The 23,581-nt window shown below is 35.6% G+C and carries 18 protein-coding genes; 6 read left to right on the top strand and 12 right to left on the bottom strand.

What is annotated here, in order from left to right; all coding sequences use genetic code 11:
- Positions 1 to 34: 34 nt before the first annotated feature.
- Entirely contained in the window at positions 35 to 2,140 is a 2,106-nt protein-coding gene (gene recG, locus ACOCEA_RS14180; RefSeq protein ID WP_420756920.1) for an ATP-dependent DNA helicase RecG, read from the bottom strand.
- 78 nt (positions 2,141 to 2,218) lie between these two features.
- On the opposite strand from recG, the gene ACOCEA_RS14175 reads away from it, so the two are divergent.
- Together ACOCEA_RS14175 and ACOCEA_RS14170 are read left to right on the top strand one after the other, a co-directional pair.
- Positions 2,219 to 4,303, top strand: a complete 2,085-nt coding sequence (locus tag ACOCEA_RS14175; protein ID WP_420756919.1) for a M1 family metallopeptidase — start codon at positions 2,219 to 2,221, stop codon at positions 4,301 to 4,303.
- Positions 4,300 to 5,214, top strand: coding sequence for a patatin-like phospholipase family protein (locus ACOCEA_RS14170; protein ID WP_420756918.1), 915 nt, complete (start codon positions 4,300 to 4,302; stop codon positions 5,212 to 5,214). Before ACOCEA_RS14175 ends, ACOCEA_RS14170 begins: the two co-directional genes overlap by 4 nt.
- Before the next feature lie 60 nt (positions 5,215 to 5,274).
- Here the strand turns inward: ACOCEA_RS14170 and ACOCEA_RS14165 are convergent, their stop codons facing one another.
- The 5 genes from ACOCEA_RS14165 to ACOCEA_RS14145 all read right to left on the bottom strand — a co-directional run bounded on the left by ACOCEA_RS14165 (position 5,275) and on the right by ACOCEA_RS14145 (position 10,117).
- Positions 5,275 to 5,793, bottom strand: coding sequence for a DUF7935 family protein (locus tag ACOCEA_RS14165; RefSeq protein ID WP_420756917.1), 519 nt, complete (start codon positions 5,791 to 5,793; stop codon positions 5,275 to 5,277).
- A 96-nt stretch (positions 5,794 to 5,889) separates the two neighbouring features.
- Complete coding sequence (locus ACOCEA_RS14160; protein ID WP_420756916.1) at positions 5,890 to 6,660, bottom strand: OmpA family protein; 771 nt, start codon at positions 6,658 to 6,660, stop codon at positions 5,890 to 5,892.
- A gap of 20 nt (positions 6,661 to 6,680) precedes the next feature.
- Complete coding sequence (locus ACOCEA_RS14155; RefSeq protein WP_420756915.1) at positions 6,681 to 8,243, bottom strand: FMN-binding glutamate synthase family protein; 1,563 nt, start codon at positions 8,241 to 8,243, stop codon at positions 6,681 to 6,683.
- Positions 8,244 to 8,245: 2 nt separating this feature from the next.
- Positions 8,246 to 9,556, bottom strand: coding sequence for an amidohydrolase (locus tag ACOCEA_RS14150; RefSeq protein WP_420756914.1), 1,311 nt, complete (start codon positions 9,554 to 9,556; stop codon positions 8,246 to 8,248).
- Between the two features lie 9 nt (positions 9,557 to 9,565).
- A complete protein-coding gene (locus ACOCEA_RS14145) occupies positions 9,566 to 10,117 on the bottom strand; it encodes a DsrE family protein (RefSeq protein WP_420756913.1) in 552 nt (183 codons plus the stop codon).
- Between the two features lie 130 nt (positions 10,118 to 10,247).
- On the opposite strand from ACOCEA_RS14145, the gene ACOCEA_RS14140 reads away from it, so the two are divergent.
- The 3 genes from ACOCEA_RS14140 (at position 10,248) to ACOCEA_RS14130 (ending at position 14,183) form a co-directional block, all read left to right on the top strand.
- Complete coding sequence (locus ACOCEA_RS14140; RefSeq protein WP_420756912.1) at positions 10,248 to 12,575, top strand: ATP-dependent helicase; 2,328 nt, start codon at positions 10,248 to 10,250, stop codon at positions 12,573 to 12,575.
- Positions 12,576 to 12,670: 95 nt separating this feature from the next.
- A complete protein-coding gene (locus tag ACOCEA_RS14135; RefSeq protein ID WP_420756911.1) occupies positions 12,671 to 13,552 on the top strand; it encodes a glycoside hydrolase family 16 protein in 882 nt (293 codons plus the stop codon).
- A 10-nt stretch (positions 13,553 to 13,562) separates the two neighbouring features.
- Positions 13,563 to 14,183, top strand: coding sequence for an L-threonylcarbamoyladenylate synthase (locus tag ACOCEA_RS14130; RefSeq protein ID WP_420756910.1), 621 nt, complete (start codon positions 13,563 to 13,565; stop codon positions 14,181 to 14,183).
- Between the two features lie 69 nt (positions 14,184 to 14,252).
- Here ACOCEA_RS14130 and ACOCEA_RS14125 read toward each other — a convergent pair whose 3' ends face one another.
- From ACOCEA_RS14125 to ACOCEA_RS14115, 3 genes are all read right to left on the bottom strand, one after another.
- Complete coding sequence (locus ACOCEA_RS14125) at positions 14,253 to 15,110, bottom strand: OmpA/MotB family protein (protein WP_420756909.1); 858 nt, start codon at positions 15,108 to 15,110, stop codon at positions 14,253 to 14,255.
- 96 nt (positions 15,111 to 15,206) lie between these two features.
- Complete coding sequence (locus ACOCEA_RS14120) at positions 15,207 to 16,208, bottom strand: glycosyltransferase family 2 protein (RefSeq protein ID WP_420756908.1); 1,002 nt, start codon at positions 16,206 to 16,208, stop codon at positions 15,207 to 15,209.
- Positions 16,209 to 16,220: 12 nt separating this feature from the next.
- Positions 16,221 to 16,667, bottom strand: coding sequence for a type I restriction enzyme HsdR N-terminal domain-containing protein (locus ACOCEA_RS14115; RefSeq protein ID WP_420756907.1), 447 nt, complete (start codon positions 16,665 to 16,667; stop codon positions 16,221 to 16,223).
- Between the two features lie 26 nt (positions 16,668 to 16,693).
- On the opposite strand from ACOCEA_RS14115, the gene holA reads away from it, so the two are divergent.
- Positions 16,694 to 17,695 carry a DNA polymerase III subunit delta gene (gene holA / locus ACOCEA_RS14110; RefSeq protein ID WP_420756906.1) on the top strand — a complete coding sequence of 334 codons (1,002 nt, stop codon included), beginning with the start codon at positions 16,694 to 16,696 and terminating at the stop codon, positions 17,693 to 17,695.
- Positions 17,696 to 17,697: 2 nt separating this feature from the next.
- Here holA and ACOCEA_RS14105 read toward each other — a convergent pair whose 3' ends face one another.
- The 3 genes from ACOCEA_RS14105 to ACOCEA_RS14095 all read right to left on the bottom strand — a co-directional run bounded on the left by ACOCEA_RS14105 (position 17,698) and on the right by ACOCEA_RS14095 (position 23,573).
- The gene (locus ACOCEA_RS14105; RefSeq protein ID WP_420756905.1) at positions 17,698 to 18,075 is read right to left on the bottom strand and encodes a DoxX family protein; all 378 of its coding nucleotides are present in this window, start codon (positions 18,073 to 18,075) and stop codon (positions 17,698 to 17,700) included.
- 79 nt (positions 18,076 to 18,154) lie between these two features.
- Positions 18,155 to 20,566, bottom strand: coding sequence for an alpha-ketoacid dehydrogenase subunit alpha/beta (locus tag ACOCEA_RS14100; protein WP_420756904.1), 2,412 nt, complete (start codon positions 20,564 to 20,566; stop codon positions 18,155 to 18,157).
- Positions 20,567 to 20,723: 157 nt separating this feature from the next.
- Positions 20,724 to 23,573 (bottom strand): gluzincin family metallopeptidase, encoded by a 2,850-nt coding sequence (locus tag ACOCEA_RS14095; protein ID WP_420756903.1) that lies wholly within the window; start codon positions 23,571 to 23,573, stop codon positions 20,724 to 20,726.
- Positions 23,574 to 23,581 lie beyond the last annotated feature (8 nt).

Below are 23,581 nucleotides of genomic sequence, written 5' to 3'. Positions count from 1 at the left end.
GATGTTCAACAACATAATGCGCAATTGTGAAGATTTAACTTATATAATTCCAGATATTCTTATACTTCACCAATTGGGCATACGTATGCCTAATAGTAAGATTTTCAGGATTTTCTAATCGAGGGTCACTTCTAAGGAGTAGACTGGCATAATATCGTGCTGTTTTTAAAATAGCATTGTCTTTTACGATATCCGCTATTTTTAAATTCAACATACCACTTTGTTGTGTACCCATAATATCACCTGGTCCTCTCAGTTTTAGGTCTACCTCTGCAATTTCAAACCCATCATTGGTGCGAACCATGGTCTCCAGTCTGGTCTTGGCCTCCGTAGACAATTTATGGCTAGTCATTAAGATACAGAAACTTTGGTCTGCCCCTCTTCCTACGCGGCCGCGCAATTGGTGCAATTGTGAAAGCCCAAAACGTTCCGCACTTTCAATAATCATGACAGAGGCATTGGGGACATTTACACCAACCTCTATAACGGTAGTGGCTACCATAATCTGTGTTTCCCCTTTTACAAAACGTTCCATTTCATAGTCCTTATCTGCCGGTTTCATTTGCCCATGAACAATAGAAATTTGAAATTCAGGTACCGGAAAATCACGGGCTATACTTTCATAGCCATCCATTAAATCTTTATAATCCAACGCTTCGGATTCCTGAATCAATGGATACACAATATACACTTGTCGTCCTTTTTTTATTTCATCCCTAATAAATTGAAACACCTTTAATCGGTTGGTATCATATCTATGAACTGTTTTTATGGGTTTGCGGCCAGGTGGTAATTCATCAATTACGGAAATGTCTAAATCACCATATAGGCTCATGGCCAAAGTACGCGGAATAGGAGTTGCTGTCATGACAAGAATGTGTGGTGGAATTTCATTTTTATGCCATATTTTAGAGCGTTGGGCTACACCAAACCTGTGCTGCTCGTCAATGATTCCCAACCCTAGGTTTTTAAATTTCACCTTATCTTCAAGTACTGCATGGGTGCCTATTAATATATGGAGTTCCCCATTTTCCAACTGTTCATGAATAGGCTTTCTTTCTGATTTTTTCACAGAACCGGTTAAAAGTTTACTAGTAACTCCAGTTCCTTCTAGTAGTTCAGATATTCCGTTAAAATGTTGATTGGCCAGTATTTCGGTTGGGGCTATCAAGCAGGCTTGGTAACCATTATCAATAGCCAATAGCATGGTCATAACGGCAACAATGGTTTTGCCTGATCCAACATCACCTTGTAACAAACGGTTCATTTGGGCGTTACTGCCTAAATCTGAACGTATTTCCTTTAGTACCCGTTTCTGTGCATTCGTTAGTTCAAATGGAATTTTGTTCGAATAAAAATCATTAAAATGCTCGCCGACTTGGTCAAAATTGAAACCCTTTATGCGTTGTTTATGCAGCATGTTCTTGGCAATAAGCTGCATCTGTAAATAAAATAATTCCTCAAATTTTAAGCGAAATTGGGCTTTTGCCAATGCTTCTTGGTTTTTTGGAAAATGAATATTCAAGAATGCTTCTAATCTGCTAACTAACTTTAAGTCATTTCTAATGCCATCTGAAAGTGTTTCTAAAAAGTTTCCTTTGATTTCTTCGAAAAGTTGTTGTAATAATTTGCTAATGACCCGGTTAGTAATGCCTTTGTTAATTAGTTTTTCGGTGGAAGGATAAATAGGCTGCATGGCAATACGTAAGCCCTGCTCATGATCTTTTAGTAACTCCATTTCTGGGTGCGGCATTGAGAATACCCCATTAAACCAATTACATTTCCCGAAAATTACATACGGCATATTTAATTGTAAATTATCCCGTATCCACTTTTGACCTCTAAACCACACCAGTTCCATTTCACCAGTGTCATCAATAAACTTAGCCACCAGTCTTTTGCCCCGTTTCTGCTCAACTGTTTTAATATGTACAATTTTACCAATTACTTGAACATCAGCACTACTTTTTTGCAACTGATTTACTTTGTAATACTGCGTTTTATCTATATACCTATTCGGGAAAAGATTTAGTAAATCCTGATAGACCAGTATTCCTAGTTCAGATTGAAGGGTTTCTGCCCTATTAGGACCAACACCTTTTAAATATGCAATGGGAGTCTGCAGAAAATTAGGATTCATAGGACTAAAATAGGGGTTAACTATAATTGAGACAAACTAAAATATTAAATTTGGTCTGCTATTTGTTTTATAGATTTCATGAAGAAATTATTTCTTACCCTTATCCTTTGTGCTTCATCTTTTTTATTTGGGCAACATCAAGATAAAGTAGACTTTGTCTATGCGGATGTTTTTCTAAAACCAGAACCTTTAAAAAAGCAAATAATAGGAACTGTGGTTTATCAATTTAACGTGAAACAAAAGGTAGATTCTATTTTCCTCGATGCCAAGAACATGAATTTTACTAAAGTGGATTTGGATGGAAAAAAAGTAGATTATATAAGTTCCCAAAAGACCATAACTATTTACAAAAAGTTCAAGAAAGGAAATTCACATAAACTTATTATTGAGTTCATGGCCCAACCGGAACAGACCGTTTATTTTTTTGGATGGAATGATGAAATAGCGGGTAATGAACAAATTTGGACACAAGGTCAAGGTAAATATACTAGCCACTGGCTTCCTAGTTTTGATGCTATGGAAGAAAAAGTAGAATTTGATTTGGAAATTGTAGCGAAAAATAAGTTTACGGTAATCGCAAATGGTAAATTGGTTGATTTTTCAAACAAAACTGAAGATGACACGAGTTGGCGATTTAATATGAATAAACCTATGAGCAGCTACTTGCTTGCTTTTGCCATTGGTAATTACGAAAAACAAGAGCTGACTTCATCAAGTGGAGTACCCATAGAAAATTATTACTATCCTGAGGATAGTCTTAACGTTGAACCAACTTATAGGTATACAAAAAAGATTTTCGATTTTTTAGAGAAAGAAATTGGCGTTTCTTATCCTTGGCAGAATTATAAACAAATTCCAGTTCATGATTTTTTGTATGCAGGAATGGAAAATACCACAGCAACCATTTTCTCTGATGGATATCTCATCGATTCCACCGCTTTTTTAGACAAAAACTATGTGAATGTCAATGCCCATGAAATGGCACACCAATGGTTTGGGAACCTCGTTACAGAAAAAGACGGTAACCATCATTGGCTGCATGAAGGATTTGCGACTTACTTTGCCTATTTGGCGGAAAAGGAAATTTTTGGGGATGATTATTTTTATTGGAATTTATATAGGAAATTACAAATCCTAAAGCATGAAAGTGATCAAGGAAATGGACAGCGATTGTTGGACCCTAAAGCCAGTAGTCTAACTTTTTATGAAAAGGGTGCCTTAGCACTATATATGCTTAGGAATGACATAGGGGATACCACCTTTACAAAAGGAGTTGCCAATTACTTGAAAAAGTATCAATTTAAAAATGTCACAGTTGAAGATTTTCTTACTGAAATACAGTTTAGTAGTGAAAGTGATTTGACGGATTTTAAAGACATTTGGTTGGCAAGTACCGAATTGCCGTACAGTGCTGTTTTAGAAAAATTACAAGCAGAAAATGTTTCTTTAGCGGAATGGATTTTAATTCAGGGAAAAGTCAATTCCGGTATTCATGGGAATGATCTTTCTTCAATTTTTGATGAAACAAATTCAAAATTCCTTAAAACGGAAATAGTAAAAAAATATCATAAACATTTTAACGAAGAACAATTACAATCGATTTTTGATTCAAATATAATTGAGGTTAGGCAACAATTGGCCCTTCAATTTGATAGCATTCCCTTATCGCAGAAACAAAATTTTGAATCCTTGTTGGACGATGATAGCTATGTCACCATAGAGAATGCCTTGTTTAAATTATGGATGGGGTTTCCTGATTCCAGATTAGATTATTTAGAAAAGACCAGTGATATCATTGGCCTGCCCAACAGGAATGTACGCTTGTTGTGGTTGGCTTTGGCACTGGTGACACCTGAATATAAAATTCATAAAAAAAGTAGTTATTTAAAGGAACTTACAGACTATACTTTTTCAAGTTATAATTGGGAAATTAGACAAAATGCATTTCAATATTTATCTGAAATTAAGGCTTTTCAAGATGAATCATTATTGAGTTTAATTATAGCCACAAACCACTATTCGTGGCAATTCCGGAATTTCTCAAGACGTTTATTGGATCAGTTATTGGAGGAAGATGCACTTAAGTCTAAAATTCTAGGTCTTGTAAATCAACTAAAATCTTCTGATTTACGTTATCTTAAAACCAAAATAGAATTACCATGAAAGCGTTGGTTATTTCAGGCGGTGGAAGTAAAGGGGCATTTGCAGGTGGAGTGGCCCAATTTCTAATACAGGAAGAAGGTAAAAAGTATGATCTTTTTGTAGGTACATCTACAGGTAGTCTGTTGATTTCCCATTTGGCGTTGGGTAAGTTAGATAAGATTAAAGAAATTTATTCCAATGTAAATCAACATAGTATTTTTAATAGCTGTCCTTTTCTTATTAAAAAGAAACATGGTATAGATGAGATTACCATAAACCATTGGAATGTCCTAAGAAATCTGATTTCAGGAAAAAAGACCTTTGGAGAGAGTGAAAACCTAAGAAAATTAATAAGGGATAGTGTTACGGAAGAAGAATTTGAAACTTTGAAAAAGGGTGCCTCAGATGTGGTAGTTACCGTAGCAAACCTTTCTCTTAACCAGGTGGAATATAAGTCAATCAACGATTGTACTTATGATGAGTATTGTGATTGGATTTGGATTTCCTCAAACTATACCCCATTTATGAGTTTAGTGAGAAAAAATGGTTGTGAATATGCAGATGGGGGATTAGGAAGTATTGTGCCTATTGAAGAAGCCATTAGAAGAGGGGCAACTGAAGTTGATGTTATCGTATTGCATACCGAGGTAAATTACATGAATCGTATGCCATCAAGAAACCCATTTGAATTAATTACGACCATGATGAGCTTTATTTTGGACCGTATTGAAAATCAAAATATTAGAATTGGAAAATTGGTGGCCAATCAAAACAACGCTATAATAAATCTATATTATACACCAACCATCCTTACTACTAATTCACTAATATTTGATAAGGCCAAAATGACCTTATGGTGGAAAAGAGGGTACTTGTACGCCAAAAACAAAAATGAGGAGACTAATCCAATTCAACCTAACGAATTGGAATAGTTCATTGTAATTTAGTTCTTGTTAAGGGTTTAATATTAGTTTGTTGCTATTTTAAGTAGTCTACCATAAGTCCCCAATTTCTCTTTTAACAAAGGATAGGGCAGTGGCAGAAGGCGAAGTTTTCTCCATAGTATCATTTAAAATATCTTCCCTTAATTTATCTGCAGTATCTGTATTGCTCATTGCCGCTTTACGTATCATTTGAATGGTAGCACTTTTTGCAGCCTTAATAATATTCCAGCACTCGTCCGTCATATAAATCTGCTGCGAAAGATTATGATCAAATTCAGTTTCTATACTTTTTATCAATAGGTTTTCATAAGCCGCCTTATCATTGGAATTTGGTGCAACACGTACTACCAAACTTGGTATAGAAATACGTTCTAAGAATAAGGCCATACGCTCATATGCCTGTAACCTAACTGGTAAAGTATCCTTTTGGGAATCTTTATGTAAAAGATACCTTCTCCTACCTTCCTCATTATTGGTGTGCATTCTAAAGAAGTAAAAAGCAATTGCTCCTGTAACAATAGAAGGTAATAAATAAGCAAAAAGTTGAAAAATTTGGTCTGAGGTCATTCGTGATGATTTAACTTAGTTTGTGATGTTTTAATGACACTAAAACGACCAATTTTATCAATTAGTATACTATCTTATCGATGAACTACAACTTTTTTAATTTTTCATGTCATTCTTGGATTTTTCATAAAATCCTTCGTAGTTGGGGTGAATCCGTATTTGGAGTGATTCTTTAAGTCCACCATCCATTCCCTTGGCATTTATTCTTTCTCCATTTATTCCATAATCCTTAATCAATAGGGCGGCTACAGTTGCTGCTTGGTCTAAAGCTACATCTAACTCTCCTGTTATGCTCATCCCTGTTATGGTAATAATGGTCTTAGGATTGGCATTGGCAATTTTGGCAATATTTTCCAATAATGGTTTTGCAGATTCTAAAAGTTTGGTCCCTAATCCATCAGCAAAATAATAGTCCAGCTTTTCTGATATAATAACCGTACCATTACTAACTTGCACCTTGGCATTTTCTCCAAGGGTTTGTTTTGCATTGGTCAATACTACAAGTGCGGTTGAATCATTACCGGCAACTTCATTTACAATACCCTTTAGTTGCGCCTCTTTAATTTCTAAAGTGGCTAAGGTCTTATTAATATTTTCTGAGTTTTGACTCGATAACGCGGCAAAACTATTCAAGTTTTTAAGTAGGGTTGCATTGGCATCCTGAAGCTCTGAAACTTGACTTTGGATTTCCGATGCCTTTAATTCAGCTAATTTCTCCTTCTGTTTTGCATCAGAAATAATTCTTTTTATAGAATCTAATTGGAATTTAAGTTCTTGGTTTTGCTCTATTAATTCGCTCTTACGCTGTGCATTTATGTTGAAGCTACCAATCAAAAGAAGAAGTGTAATAGGTATAATTCTCATCATATCAATATGTAATAAAAGTCTTAGTCTAATTTTCCGCCAAGATACGAACAGTCTTTTAAATTTTGGACTCCAGTGAAATGTACTTTTGTTTTATGATACCCATAGGTAGATGCTAAACTTTTATTTAGTTCATTGCCATCAACGTTTACCTGAACGTCATCCATGGTAAATTGACATGGGTGTTCATAACCTGCAGCGTGCGTTATTTCTAGGAGTTCTTTTCGGAAAGTTTTAAAATACTGTGCCAAACGGTCTGATTTTAGTGGAACGTTAATTCCATTTTGCAACCACTTTTTCTGTGTTGCAATACCTGTAGGACATCTATTGGTGTGGCAAACTTGAGCTTGAATACAACCGATGCTCATCATTGCCTCACGCGCTACATTGATACAATCTACTCCCATGGCAAAGGCCATGGCAGCTTTTGCAGGGAAACCTAATTTGCCACTTCCTACAAATACAATTCGTTCTGTTAATTTTCGGTCTAAAAAAACCTTATACAAATTTGAAAATCCATATACCCATAAGAGAGATACGTGGTCTGCAAATGAAGGTGGTGCTGCACCTGTACCTCCTTCCCCGCCATCAACGGTAATAAAATCTGGTCCCTTTCCTGTTTTAAGCATGATATCCGCAAGTTCTTCCCACTGATCTAATTTTCCAATAGCTCCTTTAATACCAACGGGTAACCCGGTCTCATTAGCAATAGACTCTATAAGCGCCATTAGCTCGGGAACATTGGAAAAGGCTTTATGGGTAGCTGGGGACAATACATCCTTGCCAACCTCAACACCTCTAATCTCTGCTAACTCTGGAGTAATTTTGGCTCCTGGAAGTACACCTCCCTTACCAGGTTTAGCACCTTGGGAAAGCTTAATTTCAATGGCTTTGATACAAGGGTTGTCATGAACCAATTTTTTAAGCTTCTCCATAGAAAAATTGCCATCTTCTGTACGTACGCCAAAGTAACCCGTACCAAAATGGAAAATGACATCACCTCCTTGTTTATGATATGGTGAGAGACCACCTTCACCAGTATTGTGATAGGCACCAGCTTTTAAAACCCCTTTGTTTAAGGCTTGTACAGCTGCTGCAGATAAAGACCCAAAGCTCATCGCGGATACATTTATGATACTTGCCGGTCTAAATGGCTTTTTACGCATATTGTACGCACCCATTATTTTTGCACAGGGTACGAAGTTATTATCAATTACGTTTGGGTGGCCTTGAGGAACACTATAGGCCATCATTCTGTTTTTTATGAATACATGTTGGTGGGCAAGGAGATCACGGTCAGAGCCAAAGCCTTCATAATTATTTTCCCTTTTGGCAGAAGCATAAATCCAACCACGTTCAATACGGTTAAATGGAAGTTCCTCCCTATTGTTGGCTACAAAATATTGGCGCATTTCAGGACCGATACTTTCTAGCCAATAACGTAAATGGCCAACAATTGGATAGTTATGTTTTATAGTATGCTTTTTCTGAATAAAAATATCCCAGATGGCAACTAAAATTAAAAATAGAAGTACCCAACCCCACCATGGGAGATTTGAAAGAAAATTCACTGAAGTTGTTGGCATTATCAACCCTTTAACTTAGTTTCCAAACGCGGAGTTTTATCACTGTTTAAATAATCAAGACTCATTTCCGTTAAGGTTTTTACACCTAATAAGAGTCCACTATCATCAATTTTAAAATCAGGAGTGTGATGTGGGTAAGACTCTGCACTACCTAGTGCCATTCCTCCTAAAAAGAAGAAAAACCCTGGAACTTCCCTCTGAAAATAAGAAAAATCCTCCGCGCCGGTGATTGCTTTTTGGGTTTGAATGTTGGCATCACCTGCAATTCTCTTCATTGTAGGTAGCATTTGTTCTACTAACGCTGGATTATTATAAGTGATATCTGTTGCATCTTTTATAACACATGTTGCCTCGCCACCGTAGGCTCTTGCAATGGTGCTTACCATTTCAATCATGCGTTTGTTCAATTTATCCTTCATGTCATAGTCTAAAGTGCGGATGGTTCCAATCATTTCGGCACTTTCTGGGATGATATTAAAGCGAACACCACTTTTAATTTTACCAACGGTAATTACTGCCGCTTCATTTGTTAGTTCCGTTTCCCTACTAATTATTGTTTGAAGACCATCAATAATTTTTGCACTAATTAAGATAGGGTCTATAGCAGACCAAGGTTGGGAACCATGACTCTGTTTGCCTTTTACGTTTATAGTAAAACTTTGAGCGGCTGCCATTGTACCGCCAGATTTATATCGTATTACACCTACAGGTGTTCGGGAATTAATATGAAGACCAAAAATAGCATCTACTTTAGGGTTTTCTAAAACACCTTCTTTTACCATTAACAAAGCACCACCTTCCTCCCCAGGTGGTGGACCTTCTTCCGCTGGTTGAAAAATAAATTTAACGGTACCTCTAATTTTATCTTTATTGTTTGCCAATACTTCTGCAACACCCATTAGAATGGCGGTATGCGTGTCATGTCCACAAGCATGCATAACACCTACCTTTTCACCTAAAAATTCAGAGGTTACAGTAGATTTAAATGGGAGGTCGTTCCTTTCCATAACTGGCAAGGCATCTATATCGGCACGTAGGGCTACAACCTTACCTGGTTTATTGCCTTTAAGAATTCCAACAACCCCTGTATGCGCAACACCAGTCTGGACTTCTATTCCTAAACTTTTTAAATGGGCTGCTATCTTTTCGGCAGTTTTAAACTCTCTATTGGACAATTCTGGATTTTGATGAATATCCCTGCGCCACTCAATAACCTTATTTTCTATTGCCGTGTAATCTTTTTCTAGATTTTGTGCCTGTGCAAGGGATGCATATCCAAATAGCACTAAGCTAAATAGCGTAATTCTCTTCATAGTGTGTATTTAAAATTTGATAAGTCGATAATTTTCGTCTTGTAATTGTATTAATGCGGTCATCGCTGAAAGTGAAAGCTGAACGCCCTGTATTAAAACCTCTTTTGGAAAACCCCTTGATGCAGATGATTGTCCACAGAAGATAATTTCGGCACCATTGGCCATTAGTTCCTTCAATAATTTTTCGTTGGGATTATCAACCCCATATATTTTTTTATAGGTGGAGGAGTTTATTACATCCTTAGAGGCTTTGTTATGCACAACCAAAGCTACTTTTAATTGTTCTATGGGAATACCATTTTGCGCATGCATATTAAAAAACCGTGCAGCAGTCTCTAAGCTGGCATTTAGCTGAGAAGAATCTTCTGGGGAGTTCATGATGTCAAAAACTGCCTTATACGTTTTTGAGGTATCAACTTTAAAATCTGGATTTTTAACTCGCCAAACCTTTCCATAGGATTCTATAACAGGACCACTTTCCTTACTTTGTCCATGGACCGTATTCAAAAATGGAATATAGAATAGGATAAGTAAACAAACTTTCTTTGGGTCTATTCTCATGTAAATAAGCATTGAAGGTTAAAGATATTCAAATTGAACTGAAATTTGAGCCATTGTTTATAAATCTAAAAAACAAGACTTTCCCTATCCCTTAATTATAGCTAAATTCACGGTTTAAAATGTATAGCTATTGAGTTCTTTTATAGATGAATTAAACGAGGCCCAAAAAGCGCCGGTTTTACATAAGGATGGACCTCTTATGGTCATTGCTGGAGCGGGTTCCGGTAAAACACGTGTACTTACGTATAGGATAGCACATCTTATGGCGCAAGGGGTAGATTCGTTTAATATTTTAGCATTGACCTTTACCAACAAAGCGGCACGTGAAATGAAAAAGCGTATTTCCGATATTGTTGGTTCCTCTGAGGCAAAAAATCTTTGGATGGGAACATTTCATTCTGTTTTTGCCAAATTATTACGATACGATGGTAGTAATTTAGGATACCCTAGTAATTTTACAATTTATGATACACAAGATTCCCAGCGTTTAATTGCCTCTATAATTAAGGAGATGGGCCTGGACAAGGATATCTATAAATACAAGCAAGTTCAAAACCGTATATCATCCTTTAAGAATAGTTTAATAACCGTAAAGGCTTACTTCAACAACCCTGAGTTAATGGAGGCCGATGCCATGGCCAAACGTCCTAGAATTGGGGATATCTATCAAAACTATGTTGATCGTTGCTTTAAGGCGGGGGCAATGGATTTTGATGACCTTTTATTGCGCACCAATGAGTTGTTGACCCGTTTTCCAGATGTCTTGATGAAATATCAAGATCGTTTTAGGTACATATTGGTAGATGAGTACCAGGATACCAACCACTCCCAGTATTTAATTGTAAAAGCACTGGCAGACCGATTTCAAAATATTTGTGTAGTTGGGGATGATGCCCAGAGTATTTACTCCTTTAGAGGTGCCAATATTAGTAATATACTGAACTTTCAAAGGGATTACGATAACGTAGGTATGTATAGGTTAGAGCAGAATTATCGTTCTACCAAGAATATTGTTAATGCCGCCAATTCTATTATTGAGAAAAATAAGAATCAGTTAGAAAAGGTAGTTTGGACTTCTAATGATGAAGGAGGGCTCATAAAAATTCATAGAAGTATTACCGATGCTGAGGAAGGACGTTTTGTAGCAGGATCTATTTGGGACAATAAAATGCAAAACCAAATGGGTAATGGCGAGTTCGCCGTGCTTTACAGGACTAATTCACAGTCCAGGGCCATAGAAGATGCCTTAAGAAAGCGCGATATCCCATATCGTATTTATGGCGGACTTTCATTCTACCAACGTAAAGAGATTAAAGATGTTCTTTCATATTTGCGCCTGATCATAAATCCAAAGGATGAAGAGGCACTAAAACGAGTCATTAATTTTCCGGCTAGGGGCATTGGTCAGACCACGGTAGATAAATTGGTGGTGGCGGCAAACCATTACAACAGATCTATGTTTGAAGTAATGGAAAATATCTCTAAGATAGATTTAAAGATAAATACGGGTACTAAAAGAAAATTGGAAGATTTTGTAACGATGATCAAAAGCTTCCAAATAATGAATGAAGGTTCTGATGCCTTTACTTTATCAGAGCATGTAGCAAAGAAAACGGGAGTACTTTTAGAATTTAAGAAAGACGGTACGCCCGAGGGTATCGCCCGTATGGAAAATATTGAGGAATTGCTCAATGGTATCAAGGATTTTGTTGAAGGACAAAAGGAATTGGCAGAGGCGACAGGTGGTTTAAATGAATTTTTAGAAGATGTGGCGCTAGCTACTGACTTGGATAATGACACTGGCGATGATGATCGGGTTGCCCTTATGACCATACATTTGGCAAAAGGTTTGGAATTTCCATATGTATATATAGTTGGTATGGAAGAAGATTTGTTCCCATCTGGAATGAGTATGAACACTAGAAGTGAATTAGAGGAGGAACGAAGGTTGTTTTATGTGGCACTTACAAGAGCTGAAAAACAAGCATTTCTAACGTATACCCAAAACAGATATCGATGGGGTAAACTAATAGATGCAGAACCTAGCAGGTTTTTAGAGGAGATTGATGAGAAGTATGTAGAAAATTTAACACCGTTAGATGGTGGTTATAGATACAAGTCCTTAATTGATGCTGATATTTTTGGTGAAGTTGATAAAAGTAAATTAAGACAGTCCAAGCCTAAGGGTGGAACACCGCCTAGTATTGGCCAGCCTAATCTCAATCAGCTCAAAAAGCTACGAAAAATTAAACCAGAATTAGCTCAACCCGTGGGGAACACAAATACTATTGATCCTAATCTAGTCGAAGGTGTTCTAGTAAGCCATACGCGATTTGGTAGGGGTAAAGTAATTAGGATTGAAGGTGTGGGCAACGACCGAAAGGCAGAAATAAAGTTTGACCATGGTGATGTAAAAAAGTTATTGCTTCGTTTTGCTAAATTAGAAGTATTGGCATAAACGTATTTATTATTATCTGGTTTATAATCAGCAGCTTTTAACAATTGCTGTACTTTATTTCTTTTGTATATTTAACTTCATAAACACTTTAAAAGATGTCAACCAAAAACAATTATTTTACTTTGTTATTTTTATTTTTTATGATTTTGGGTTCTTGTCAAAAATCAAATGATAATATATCCGGTATGGAACAGGTTGATAAAGAAGAAGTAACAACACCGTTAGAAGATGTTTTTGCTACTAATTATTGGGATGATGTAGAGTTGGTGTGGAGTGATGAATTTGATGGGTCAGAACTTTCTGGAGACAATTGGTCTTTTGAAACTGGTAATCATGGTTGGGGAAATAATGAGTTACAAAATTATGTTGCTGATACTAATGTGGAAGTTAGTAATGGCACTTTAAAGATCACTGCCAAAAGAGAAGATATTGGCGGTAGTAGATATTCATCAGCTAGACTTAATAGTAAGGAGCAATTCAGGTATGGTAAAATTGAAATAAGGGCTAAAATCCCTGAACACAAGGGAAATGGAATATGGCCTGCATTATGGATGTTGGGAAATGATATTGATGCAGTAGGATGGCCAGCTTGTGGCGAAATTGACATTATGGAATATGTAAGTTATAGCCCTAATGAAACACACTTTACAATTCATAGCACTGCAAATAACCACGTAAACGGGACACAGGTTACATCGGGTCCCATCACATTGGAAACCATTGAAGAAGAATTTCATGTTTATGGGTTTTTATGGACCGATCAATATTTGAAATTCTATATTGATGATGTAGAAAATATTAAGCTCAATTTTATGAGACCAACAATTTCAAATGTTGAAAATTGGCCATTTTCTAAACACTACTATTTTTTAATGAATATAGCAGTAGGCGGAAATTGGGGTGGTTTAGAAGGCGTAGATGATTCTATTTTCCCCGCCACGATGGAGGTTGATTATGTGAGGGTATATCAAAAATAAGTAGGAGTAATTGGCAGAGTTTATAAAAATATATGAAGAAAATCCTAACCCTAAAGAAATAAATAGGGTAGTGCAGGTTCTAAGAAAAGGAGGCTTGGTTATCTATCCTACGGATACTGTATACGGTTTAGGCTGTGATATTACCAATACTAAGGCTTTAGAGAAAATTGCGCGAATAAAAGGCATTAAATTGGCAAAGGCAAACTGGTCATTTATCTGTGCTGATTTAAGTAATCTTTCTGATTATGTGCGTCAAATAGATTCCGCTACCTTTAAATTATTAAAACGGGCATTACCTGGTCCTTATACCTTTATTTTACCTGGGAATACTAATTTGCCTAAGGAATTTAAAAAGAAAAAAACGGTAGGTATTCGTGTGCCAGATAACAACATCGCAAGGGCCTTGGTTAAGGAACTGGGCAACCCAATTGTATCTACATCTATTAGGGATGATGATGATATTTTAGAATATACAACAGACCCAGAATTAATACATGAAAAATGGGATAATCTGGTAGATGTTGTTATAGATGGAGGTTATGGTGGTAACGTGGCCTCTACAATAATAGATGTTTCTTCAGGTGAACCTGAATTGGTCAGGGAGGGCAAAGGAAGTATAGAAATCCTTTAAAATTTATAACTAGCAGATAAAAAAAGCGGCCTTTTAGGGCCGCTTTTAATTTAGTATTCTTTTTGAGAATTACTTTCCACCAATAGCTGGATCTTTCATTCCTTCTTCAATCATGCTATAGAACTGATCAATTTTAGGAAGAACAACAATACGGGTTCTTCTATTTTTTGATTTTTCAGTTTGTGATACAGGTACATATTCTGATCTACCCGCAGCTGTCATACGTTTAGGATCAACTTTGAAATCATTTTGTAAAATTCTTACAACCGCTGTTGCACGTTTCACACTCAAATCCCAGTTGTCTAAAATAGCGCCATTGCTTCTGTAGGGTACATCATCCGTATGGCCTTCTACCATAAATTCAAAATCAGGTTTGTTGTTAACCACTTTGGCAACTTTACCTAATACTTCTTTAGCTCTACTAGTTACATTGTAGCTTCCGCTGCTAAACAATAATTTGTCAGAGATAGAAACAAATACAACACCTTTTTCTACACTGATTTCAATATCTTCATCATCCAAGTTGCCTAACACCCCTTTTAAGCTTTGTACTAGTGAAAGGTTAACAGAATCCCTTCTTGTAATGGCATCGTTTAACTTACGAATTGTTAAATCTTTCTCTTGTAGACTCTCTAGGGATTTCTCTAAATTCTCAGCGCCTTTTGTGGTAAGAGTCGTTAAATTACCCATGTTGTTGATCAATTCTTGATTATTGGCCTTTAAGAAAGCATTTTGATCTTCCAATGTTTGTAATCTAGAAGTTGCCGTAGCCTTATCTTCTAAACAATCGTTTAATTTAACTGTTGCAGAATTTAATAAATCTTGTGTTTCTTTTTGTTTAGCTTCAAGATCTGCATATTTCTTTTGTGAAACACAAGATGATAATAAAAGGGTTACTCCAAGACATCCTAAAATGATTTTTTTCATAATTGATAACTATATTAATGTTTGTTATTTACTTGTTTTTCGCTGTTAGCGCGGTCTAAATTATATATTTTGCAATTCGCTAATCACGATACTTAGTTAATCTTTTACTAAAATGTTAAAATTTCTTACTTGATTTACGAAATAAGACCATACTATGGACTTCGTAACATAGTACTTTAATATAAATTTAGTCTTTTCCCGCTTTTTGTACATTTTATTAAATTGACTATAAAAGCTAAGATGGGCATGTAAAATCGCCCAGCAATGCTTAAATCTTAACTGGAAAACAAAACGCAGTGCAGCAATACCATCTAGAAGCAACCTAACAAATATAATTATAAAAGCTTTGTGTCTGGGTAAATTCTTGGTGATGGAGAATAGCGAGTTCCTGAAATTTAAAAAGGTTTTCTTTGGATTCATATTGCTTAAGGTAGAGCCTCCTAAATGATATACCTCAGATGCCCCTACATAATAAACCTTATATCCATGGTTCTTGGCACGCCAACAAAAATCTACTTCTTCTTGATGTGCAAAATAATCTGCATCAAACCCTTTTAATTCATAAAAAACTTCCCTTTTAACAAACATGCAAGCACCAGTAGCCCAAAATATCTCTTTTATGTCGTTATACTGACCTTTATCTTTTTCAAGACTTTGAAAAATTCTACCCCTACAAAATGGATAGCCCAATTGATCAATAAATCCACCTGCAGCTCCGGCATATTCAAAATGGTCTTTTTTTAATAAGTCCAAAATTTTTGGTTGTATGATAGCGGCCTCTGGGAGCTCTTTAAAGGCTTCTTCTATAGGTTTTAACCAGTTTTGTGTAACTTCCACATCGGAGTTCAACAAGCAAAACACATCTGCATCAACTTGGGATAAGGCATCATTATAGCCTTTAGCAAAACCTCCGTTATTCTTATTTTGAATAATGCCAATTTCAGGATAGTGTTCCTTAACAAAAGATACAGAACCATCTGTAGATGCATTATCGGCAACAAAGATATCCGCACTCTTTGAATATTTTGTAACGGACGGAAGAAAGCGCTCCAATAGCACTTCTCCGTTCCAGTTTAATATGACAATTGCAATTTTCAAAACAGTGGCAAATTAACGGCTAAATTCAGGAATCTCACGCAAAAACAAATATTTTTCCTCTTCCATCAACATTTGACAGTAGAAATGTGACATACCATTGGTTACCATTAAATAGGTTGCGTTCAGGTTAAAATTGTATCTGGCAATTTGGTCAAAGGTATCCTGTTTTATCTTTATTTCCGGGGCTTTGCATTCCACTAGAATATGAATGGTTCCATCTGGATTATAAACTATGATATCATATCTTTTTAACAGTTTATTAATTGTAATCTGTTTTTCAACGTTGATTAAGGATTTTGGGAATTTTTTATCCAATATTAAAAATTGTAAAACATGTTGGCGTACCCACTCTTCGGGAGTCAATACCACAAATTTTTTCCTGATTACGTCAAATATCAGGTCTTTATTTTGACTATTTTTGACTCTGAAGGTGTAACTGGGAAAATTAAGCGGTTGCATGCTACAAATTTGATGATTTTTTCTGAATGGACGAAGCAGTACAGATTGTAAATGATATTAGAAAGGGGACTATAAAACCTATTTATTTTCTTTTTGGGGAGGAAGGGTATTTTATTGATAAAATCTCTGATTTTATTGGGGATAAAGTGCTTACCGAAGAGGAAAAGGGTTTCAATCAAATGGTTTTGTATGGTAAGGATGTCACCATCGATGATATTGTTGGTAATGCCAAGCGATATCCCATGATGGCAGAAAAACAGGTAGTCATCGTAAAAGAGGCACAGCACTTATCAAGAAACATAGAAAAATTAGCCAATTATGCTAATAATCCACAAATGACCACTGTTTTGGTTATGTGTTATAAATATAAAAAGCTTGACAAAAGGAAAGGTCTCTATAAGATTATTAAGAAAACAGGTGTTGTTTTTGAAAGTAAAAAACTATATGAAAATCAAGTTTCTGATTGGTTACGAAAGAACTTGGTATCTAGTGGTTATTCTATTTCCCATAAAGCAGCCATTTTATTAGTGGAATATTTAGGAACTGACCTTAGTAGAATCAACAATGAAATGGAAAAATTAAAACTTGCCTTACCTACAAATTCTGAGATTACCCCTAAAGATATTGAGGAACATATTGGTATAAGTAAGGATTATAATAATTTTGAATTGAAAAAAGCAATTGGGGAACGTAATGTAGTAAAGGCTACAAAAATTGTAACTTATTTTGCCCAAAACCCTAAAGACAATCCTTTTGTTCTTACGGTAACGTTATTACATTCTTTTTTCACACAGCTGTTACAATATCACGGTCTTAAAGACCATTCTCCCAAAAATGTGGCTAGTGCCCTAAGAATAAACCCTTATTTTGTTGGAGAATTTCAAACAGCTGCCAAAAATTATCCTATGAAAAAGGTAAGCGCCATTATCTCTGATTTACGGGAAATGGATTTAAAGGGTAAAGGTGTTGGCGCCACAAATATGCTGCCATCAGACTTACTAAAAGAATTATTGGTTAAGATTATTTAAGCTTACTTTTTATCGATACTAAATTTTCCTGGCCCTACTAAAGCAATTGTAATAAAAGTTACCAAATACATTAGCGCCATTTCTTTCTTGCCAAAAGGGTCTGCCCCGTGTGCTATAAAAGCAGCAACTGCCATAGTTATTGCTGTGGGAATAGCGGCCCAACGTGTTTTAAAGCCAATGATTATTAATATAGGGCAAACAAATTCGCCTATAACGGCCAAAAAAAGTGAAGGTGCCTCACCAATCCCAATAGGATTTCCAAACTTAATATCACCACTAATTAAATTTTGAAATTTGCCAAAACCATGTGTGATCATCATTCCTGACATACAGATTCTGAAAAAAGCTAAACCAATATTACTTAAGAGGGAATTTTTCATTTTAATTATAATTAGACTCTTTAAAAGTATCAATTATTAATCTTTTATTAAAATTAATTTTGATGCCAGAAAAATAATCTTAAAATAAATGAGGAAAATCCTGCGGGTTTACCTCATATAGTATGGCATAGACTTTCTCAAAAATATCCTCAACATTTGGTTTGGAGAAATAATCACCGTCACTACCATATGCTGGCCTATGGGCTTTAGCACTTAAGGTTTGTGGTGCACTATCTAAATATTGATATGCGCCTTGTTTTTCTAAAATTTCATTTAACAAGTATGCAGAACAACCTCCTGGCACATCTTCATCAATTACTAATAGCCTATTCGTTTTCTGAACACTCTTAACTACATCATGTCCAATATCGAATGGTAACAAAGTTTGGGCATCTATTATTTCTGCATCTATACCTACTTCCAACAAGTCTTTTGCGGCTTGTTCTACCAATCTTAGGGTTGAACCATAAGAAACTAAAGTAATATCAGAACCTTCTTTTACGGTTTCCACTTTACCAATTGGTGTACAAAATTCACCAAGGTTGGTTGGCTTATTTTCTTTTAAGCGATATCCATTCAGGCTTTCTATGATTAAGGCAGGTTCATCGCTTTTCATTAAAGTATTATAAAAACCTGCTGCTTGAGTCATATTTCTAGGAGCTAAAATATACATCCCCCTTAATAGGTGAATTAGTCCGCCCATTTCTGATCCAGAGTGCCAAATGCCTTCTAATCGATGACCTCTGGTTCTTACTATTAAAGGAGCCTTTTGCTTTCCAAAAGTTCGATATAATAGACTTGCCAAGTCATCGGTCAAGGTTGCCATTGCGTAAAATATATAATCTAAATATTGTATCTCTGCAATAGGTCTTAAACCTCTAAGTGCCATTCCTATACCTTGACCAATAATGGTAGTTTCCCTTATTCCGGTATCTGCAATTCTTAAGCTACCATATTTTGCCTGTAAGCCTTCCAAACCTTGATTTACATCTCCGATTGCTCCTGTATCTTCACCAAAAATGAGTGCATTAGGATATTTTTTAAAGAGTTTATCAAAATTATCCCTTAGAATTATACGACCGTCTACCTTCTCCCCATTTTCTTCATATGTTGGACTGATGGCCTTTATTTTTGATGCTTTATTCTCCTGTTCACTGTAAAGGTGAGAACTGAATTTTGGTTGTGTCTCTTTAAGGAATTTGGTAATCCAGTTGATGAGATCAGTTCTTTCATTGGAAGATTCACCCAACAAATATCTCAAAGACTTTCTTGCTGCAATGGCCATATCCTTTTTTACGGGTTCCTCAATAGCAATAAGGTCATTCTTAATTTTGGTTAAAAAGTTTTTGTTTGGACTTTTCTTGGAAGCAGCATCAATTAATTGTACCAATTCTTTTTTAGGTCCTTGGTGTTGTGCTAAAAATTCTGACCAAGCCTCTTTCTTTGCTTCCCTAACGGTTCTTTTTATTTGTTTTTCAATTTCATTTAATTCTTCGTCCGTCGCAATCCCAGATTCCAGTATCCAATCTTTGAACTTTTTATTACAGTCATTATCACGTTCCCATTCTAAACGTTTGTCATTTTTATAGCGTTCGTGTGAACCAGATGTAGAATGTCCTTGTGGTTGGGTCAGTTCTACCACATGAATAATCACAGGTACATGTTCTTGCCTGGCAATATCCGATGCATTTTCATAAGCATGCATCAATGCCGTGTAGTCCCAACCTTTAACCTTTAAAATTTCAAAGCCATTATTTTCCTTGTCTCTTTGAAAACCAGACAATACCTTTGAAATATCTTCTTTGGTTGTATGGTGTTTTGCGGGTACAGAAATGCCATACTCGTCATCCCAAATACTTATTACCATAGGCACTTGAAGTACTCCTGCGGCATTTATTGTTTCCAAAAACATACCTTCGCTAGTACTGGCGTTGCCTATTGTTCCCCAAGCCACTTCATTTCCGTTCACAGAAAATTTTGAGCTATCGATGCCGTCTAGGTGCCTGTACATTTTGGAGGCTTGCGCAAGGCCCAGTAATCTAGGCATTTGTCCTGCGGTACATGAAATATCGGAACTACTGTTTTTTTGTTTCGTAAGATCTTTCCAGCTGCCATCCTCATTTAGGCTATAGGTAACAAAATGCCCTCCCATTTGCCTTCCAGCGCTCATGGGTTCTTTTTCAATATCGGTAGTAGCATACAACCCATGAAAAAAGTCTTTTGGTTTTAAGAGGCCTAAAGCCATCATAAACGTTTGATCACGATAATAGCCACTTCTAAAATCACCATCCCTGAAAGATTTGGCCATGGCTAATTGTGGTAATTCCTTTCCATCACCAAAAATTCCAAATTTGGCTTTACCGGTAAGTACTTCTTTTCTTCCTAAAAGGCTACAGGTTCTACTTAAAAAAGCAACCTCATAATCGCTAATTATCTGTGCTTTAAAATCTTCGAAAGAAATATCATTACTGGTCTTGGAAGAAACGTCCATGGGTTATCTACTGTTTGCACAAAAATACCGAATAGAAATGGTTTTAGCAACGCCCATTTTTTATAATAAATTATGATATTAGGAGTAAACGGCAGCAATCGTTGATATATGTTTAATAAACAAGAGGATGGCTAAGACCAAGCTGAGAATATCTAAATTAGAACCATTTTCTGGTAAAAAGCCCAGTTAAAGTCTTCGGACTTACCGTTATAATAAAACGTATTTTCTCACCATAATTTGGCTGTGATACTTCCCAGCCATTATTTGAATAGAGCGGAAAATATAGTTCAAAATAGTCAGTTACCAAGTTTAGCCTAACACCGGAATCATAAACAAACTTTTCCTTAAAACCATTATTTTTAACCAATCCTGCATCGCCATATAATTCTATCCATCGCCATAAGTTAAAACTTGTATTCACAGTGGCCAACCAATTATCTGAAAACCTATAACGCTCATCCAAAAACGATTTAAAACCACCCTCTGCAATAATAATTTGCTGACTATAGATACCAGAATCTTCTGATCTACCCAAATAACCATAATCAAAAAGATAATCTGTTGGACGGTCTAAAGCAAAGCTAAAAAAGTCGGAATTTGTTTTATTACTTAAGAATTTACCAGCGAAGAAACGTAAGTTGAACTGCCTGTTATTTTGAAATAATTTTCGGTACTCGTATTCAAATGAAAGTTTACTAAAATTACCCGCCAGTTGAAAATCTAAAAACCATGAATTGTAATCCAATATACCATTGTCACGATTTATATATCGAGCATTAAAAATACTATAATCTGGATTTTCCGAATCATTGGCCGTGTCCTGAAGGCTTTCATCAAAATTTCTAAAGATGTTCACATACCTAAAAGAAAGAAATTCTCTTTTATTGGATATTAAATCATCTGGTCTCCAACCAAAACTTAACGATGGTGTTACAGAAGAATATCTTGAATTAACATTGAAGTGGGATGTAGAGCCATTTAATGCATAATTGGCTACATAGAGTCCACTTTTACTTAAATATTTACGATAACTAACTTTACCGTAGCCAACAAAAGCTTTTTCCCTAAAAGAGTAGGAGGGAGCAAAGTCGTAAACAAATGGTCGCTCTAATAAGGTTTTATTATATAACCGCATTCCTGGTGCCCAACCATCATAAATATTAAAATTGAGTACGGGCACATAAAAAACCTGATTATAATAAGGGTTTTCTGAATCTTTGAAAAAAGTAAAGTGCAATTTTTTGTTACTTGATAAAAATCCTTTCAAAGATTTCCAATTATCACGCTGGTTAAATTCAGGAATTTTTTGATCGTAATTAAGCACCAATTTATCCTCTTCATGATTTGGAATGGTAAATGTTTCCAATGTTTTAATATCCTTAAACCAATATTTAGAAATGACAGAATCTTTCTTTAAACCAAACATTGAAATAGGAACATTGGTACCTTCCTTATTTTTTATGGTAACACGTAAAGAGTCTTCAGATTTATTTACTTTTTTTATTTTAAAATCTATTTTTCTATCGGTAGATACATAATCCCTGAAAAACCAGTTGATATCCTTATCGGTGGATCTTTTTAAAATAGATTCAAAATCTAATATTTTTACCTGGTTTAGCTTGTAATACTTAAAAAACGTCTTAATACTTTCATCTACCTTGTCTTTGCCAATATAATCCGCTAAGTATGCCAAGCCTAGTCCTGCCTTATACTTATTCGCAATTTTTTGGTTGAATTTGATCAATGAATCGTTTGGAGTACTTAAGGCCTGATCTAAATTTTTTCTGGCGGTTAGGTTGTATAAAAAGGGATACTGCTCATTAAATCCCATTTTTGCCAAATTAAAACTTCTTATACCCCATATTTTGGATAGATTTCCTAAAAGTTTTTGATCAGGATAATTTTCCTCAACAAATTCAATCATTAAATAGTTCGCAATAGCGCTATTTAGCCATTGTTCCTTTCTTGGGTCTAAATACATGGTCTCCCTTAAGATACTACTAAGTGCAGTCTTTAGAAATTTCATCTCAAATTGAAATTGCTGGTCGTACGGACGAATAAAGGATGGTAATTGGTTTAGCCCGTAAAGCGGGTCCTTGTTATAATCCATTTGACTTACCAAAAGTTTGTCATGCGGATATTCACCAAGATTACGATAAATAAAATCTGTGATCTTACTTATTGAAATACCTTGTTGTATGGGATCATATCTAGGGGCAGAAATATCTGTAACCACTTTCATATTAGGTGTAATATGTGTTGTGAAGGTGCTGTATGACTGTAGAATTATCTCCGCACTTTTTTGATTTTCACCAATAAGTCGAACACTTTGCCCAATAGCGTATTTTTTTAATATTTCTTTTTTAAGGTTCGATTCTATAAACAGGCTATCTGAGTAGTTGAACTCAATTACCGTTTTAGTACTATTGGTATAGAGGTCTTCAAGGTTTTTATTGGAATATAAGTGCCATTTGCCGTCATATACCGCTGGGGTTAGATACCAATCCTTTAAATAATAATTACCCCGGTTGTCATAGCCATATGACGTAAACTTATTTGGGGGTAATTTTACAGTGTACGTTATAAAAAGTTTGGTTGATGCCTTGGGCGCTAGTGGCTTATTTAACCGAACCCTAATAAGATCATCACTACTAGTCCGTTCCCATTGTAAGCCTTGGTAATCACTATCAACAGCACTAATTATAGTAGTTGTACCCCTTTCACTTTCTTTTGCCAAATGAAGACTTTTTCTAAATTCTTGTGCAAAACGTTTCGCCAAGCCTGTATTTTTGTTGGAATAGGCATGGGCCCAATCATTAAAGTATAGCTGTCCCAGTGAATAGTTGGAGTTGTTGTAATAAACAAATTCTTGCTTAATATCCAATTCCTTTTTTACATGGTTTAAATTAACGGTTAGCTTTGTTTCATATTGGGCATACGTTAATAAGACCCCGCTGATAAATAGGAGGATGCTTAAAGTAAAATTATTTGTTTTAAGGAAGTTCAAATTGGAAT

Source organism: Maribacter luteocoastalis, assembly GCF_048890225.1.
Taxonomy (GTDB): domain Bacteria; phylum Bacteroidota; class Bacteroidia; order Flavobacteriales; family Flavobacteriaceae; genus Maribacter; species Maribacter luteocoastalis.
Note: the sequence above shows the minus strand (reverse complement) of the source record. Positions and strands in the feature narration are given on the sequence as shown.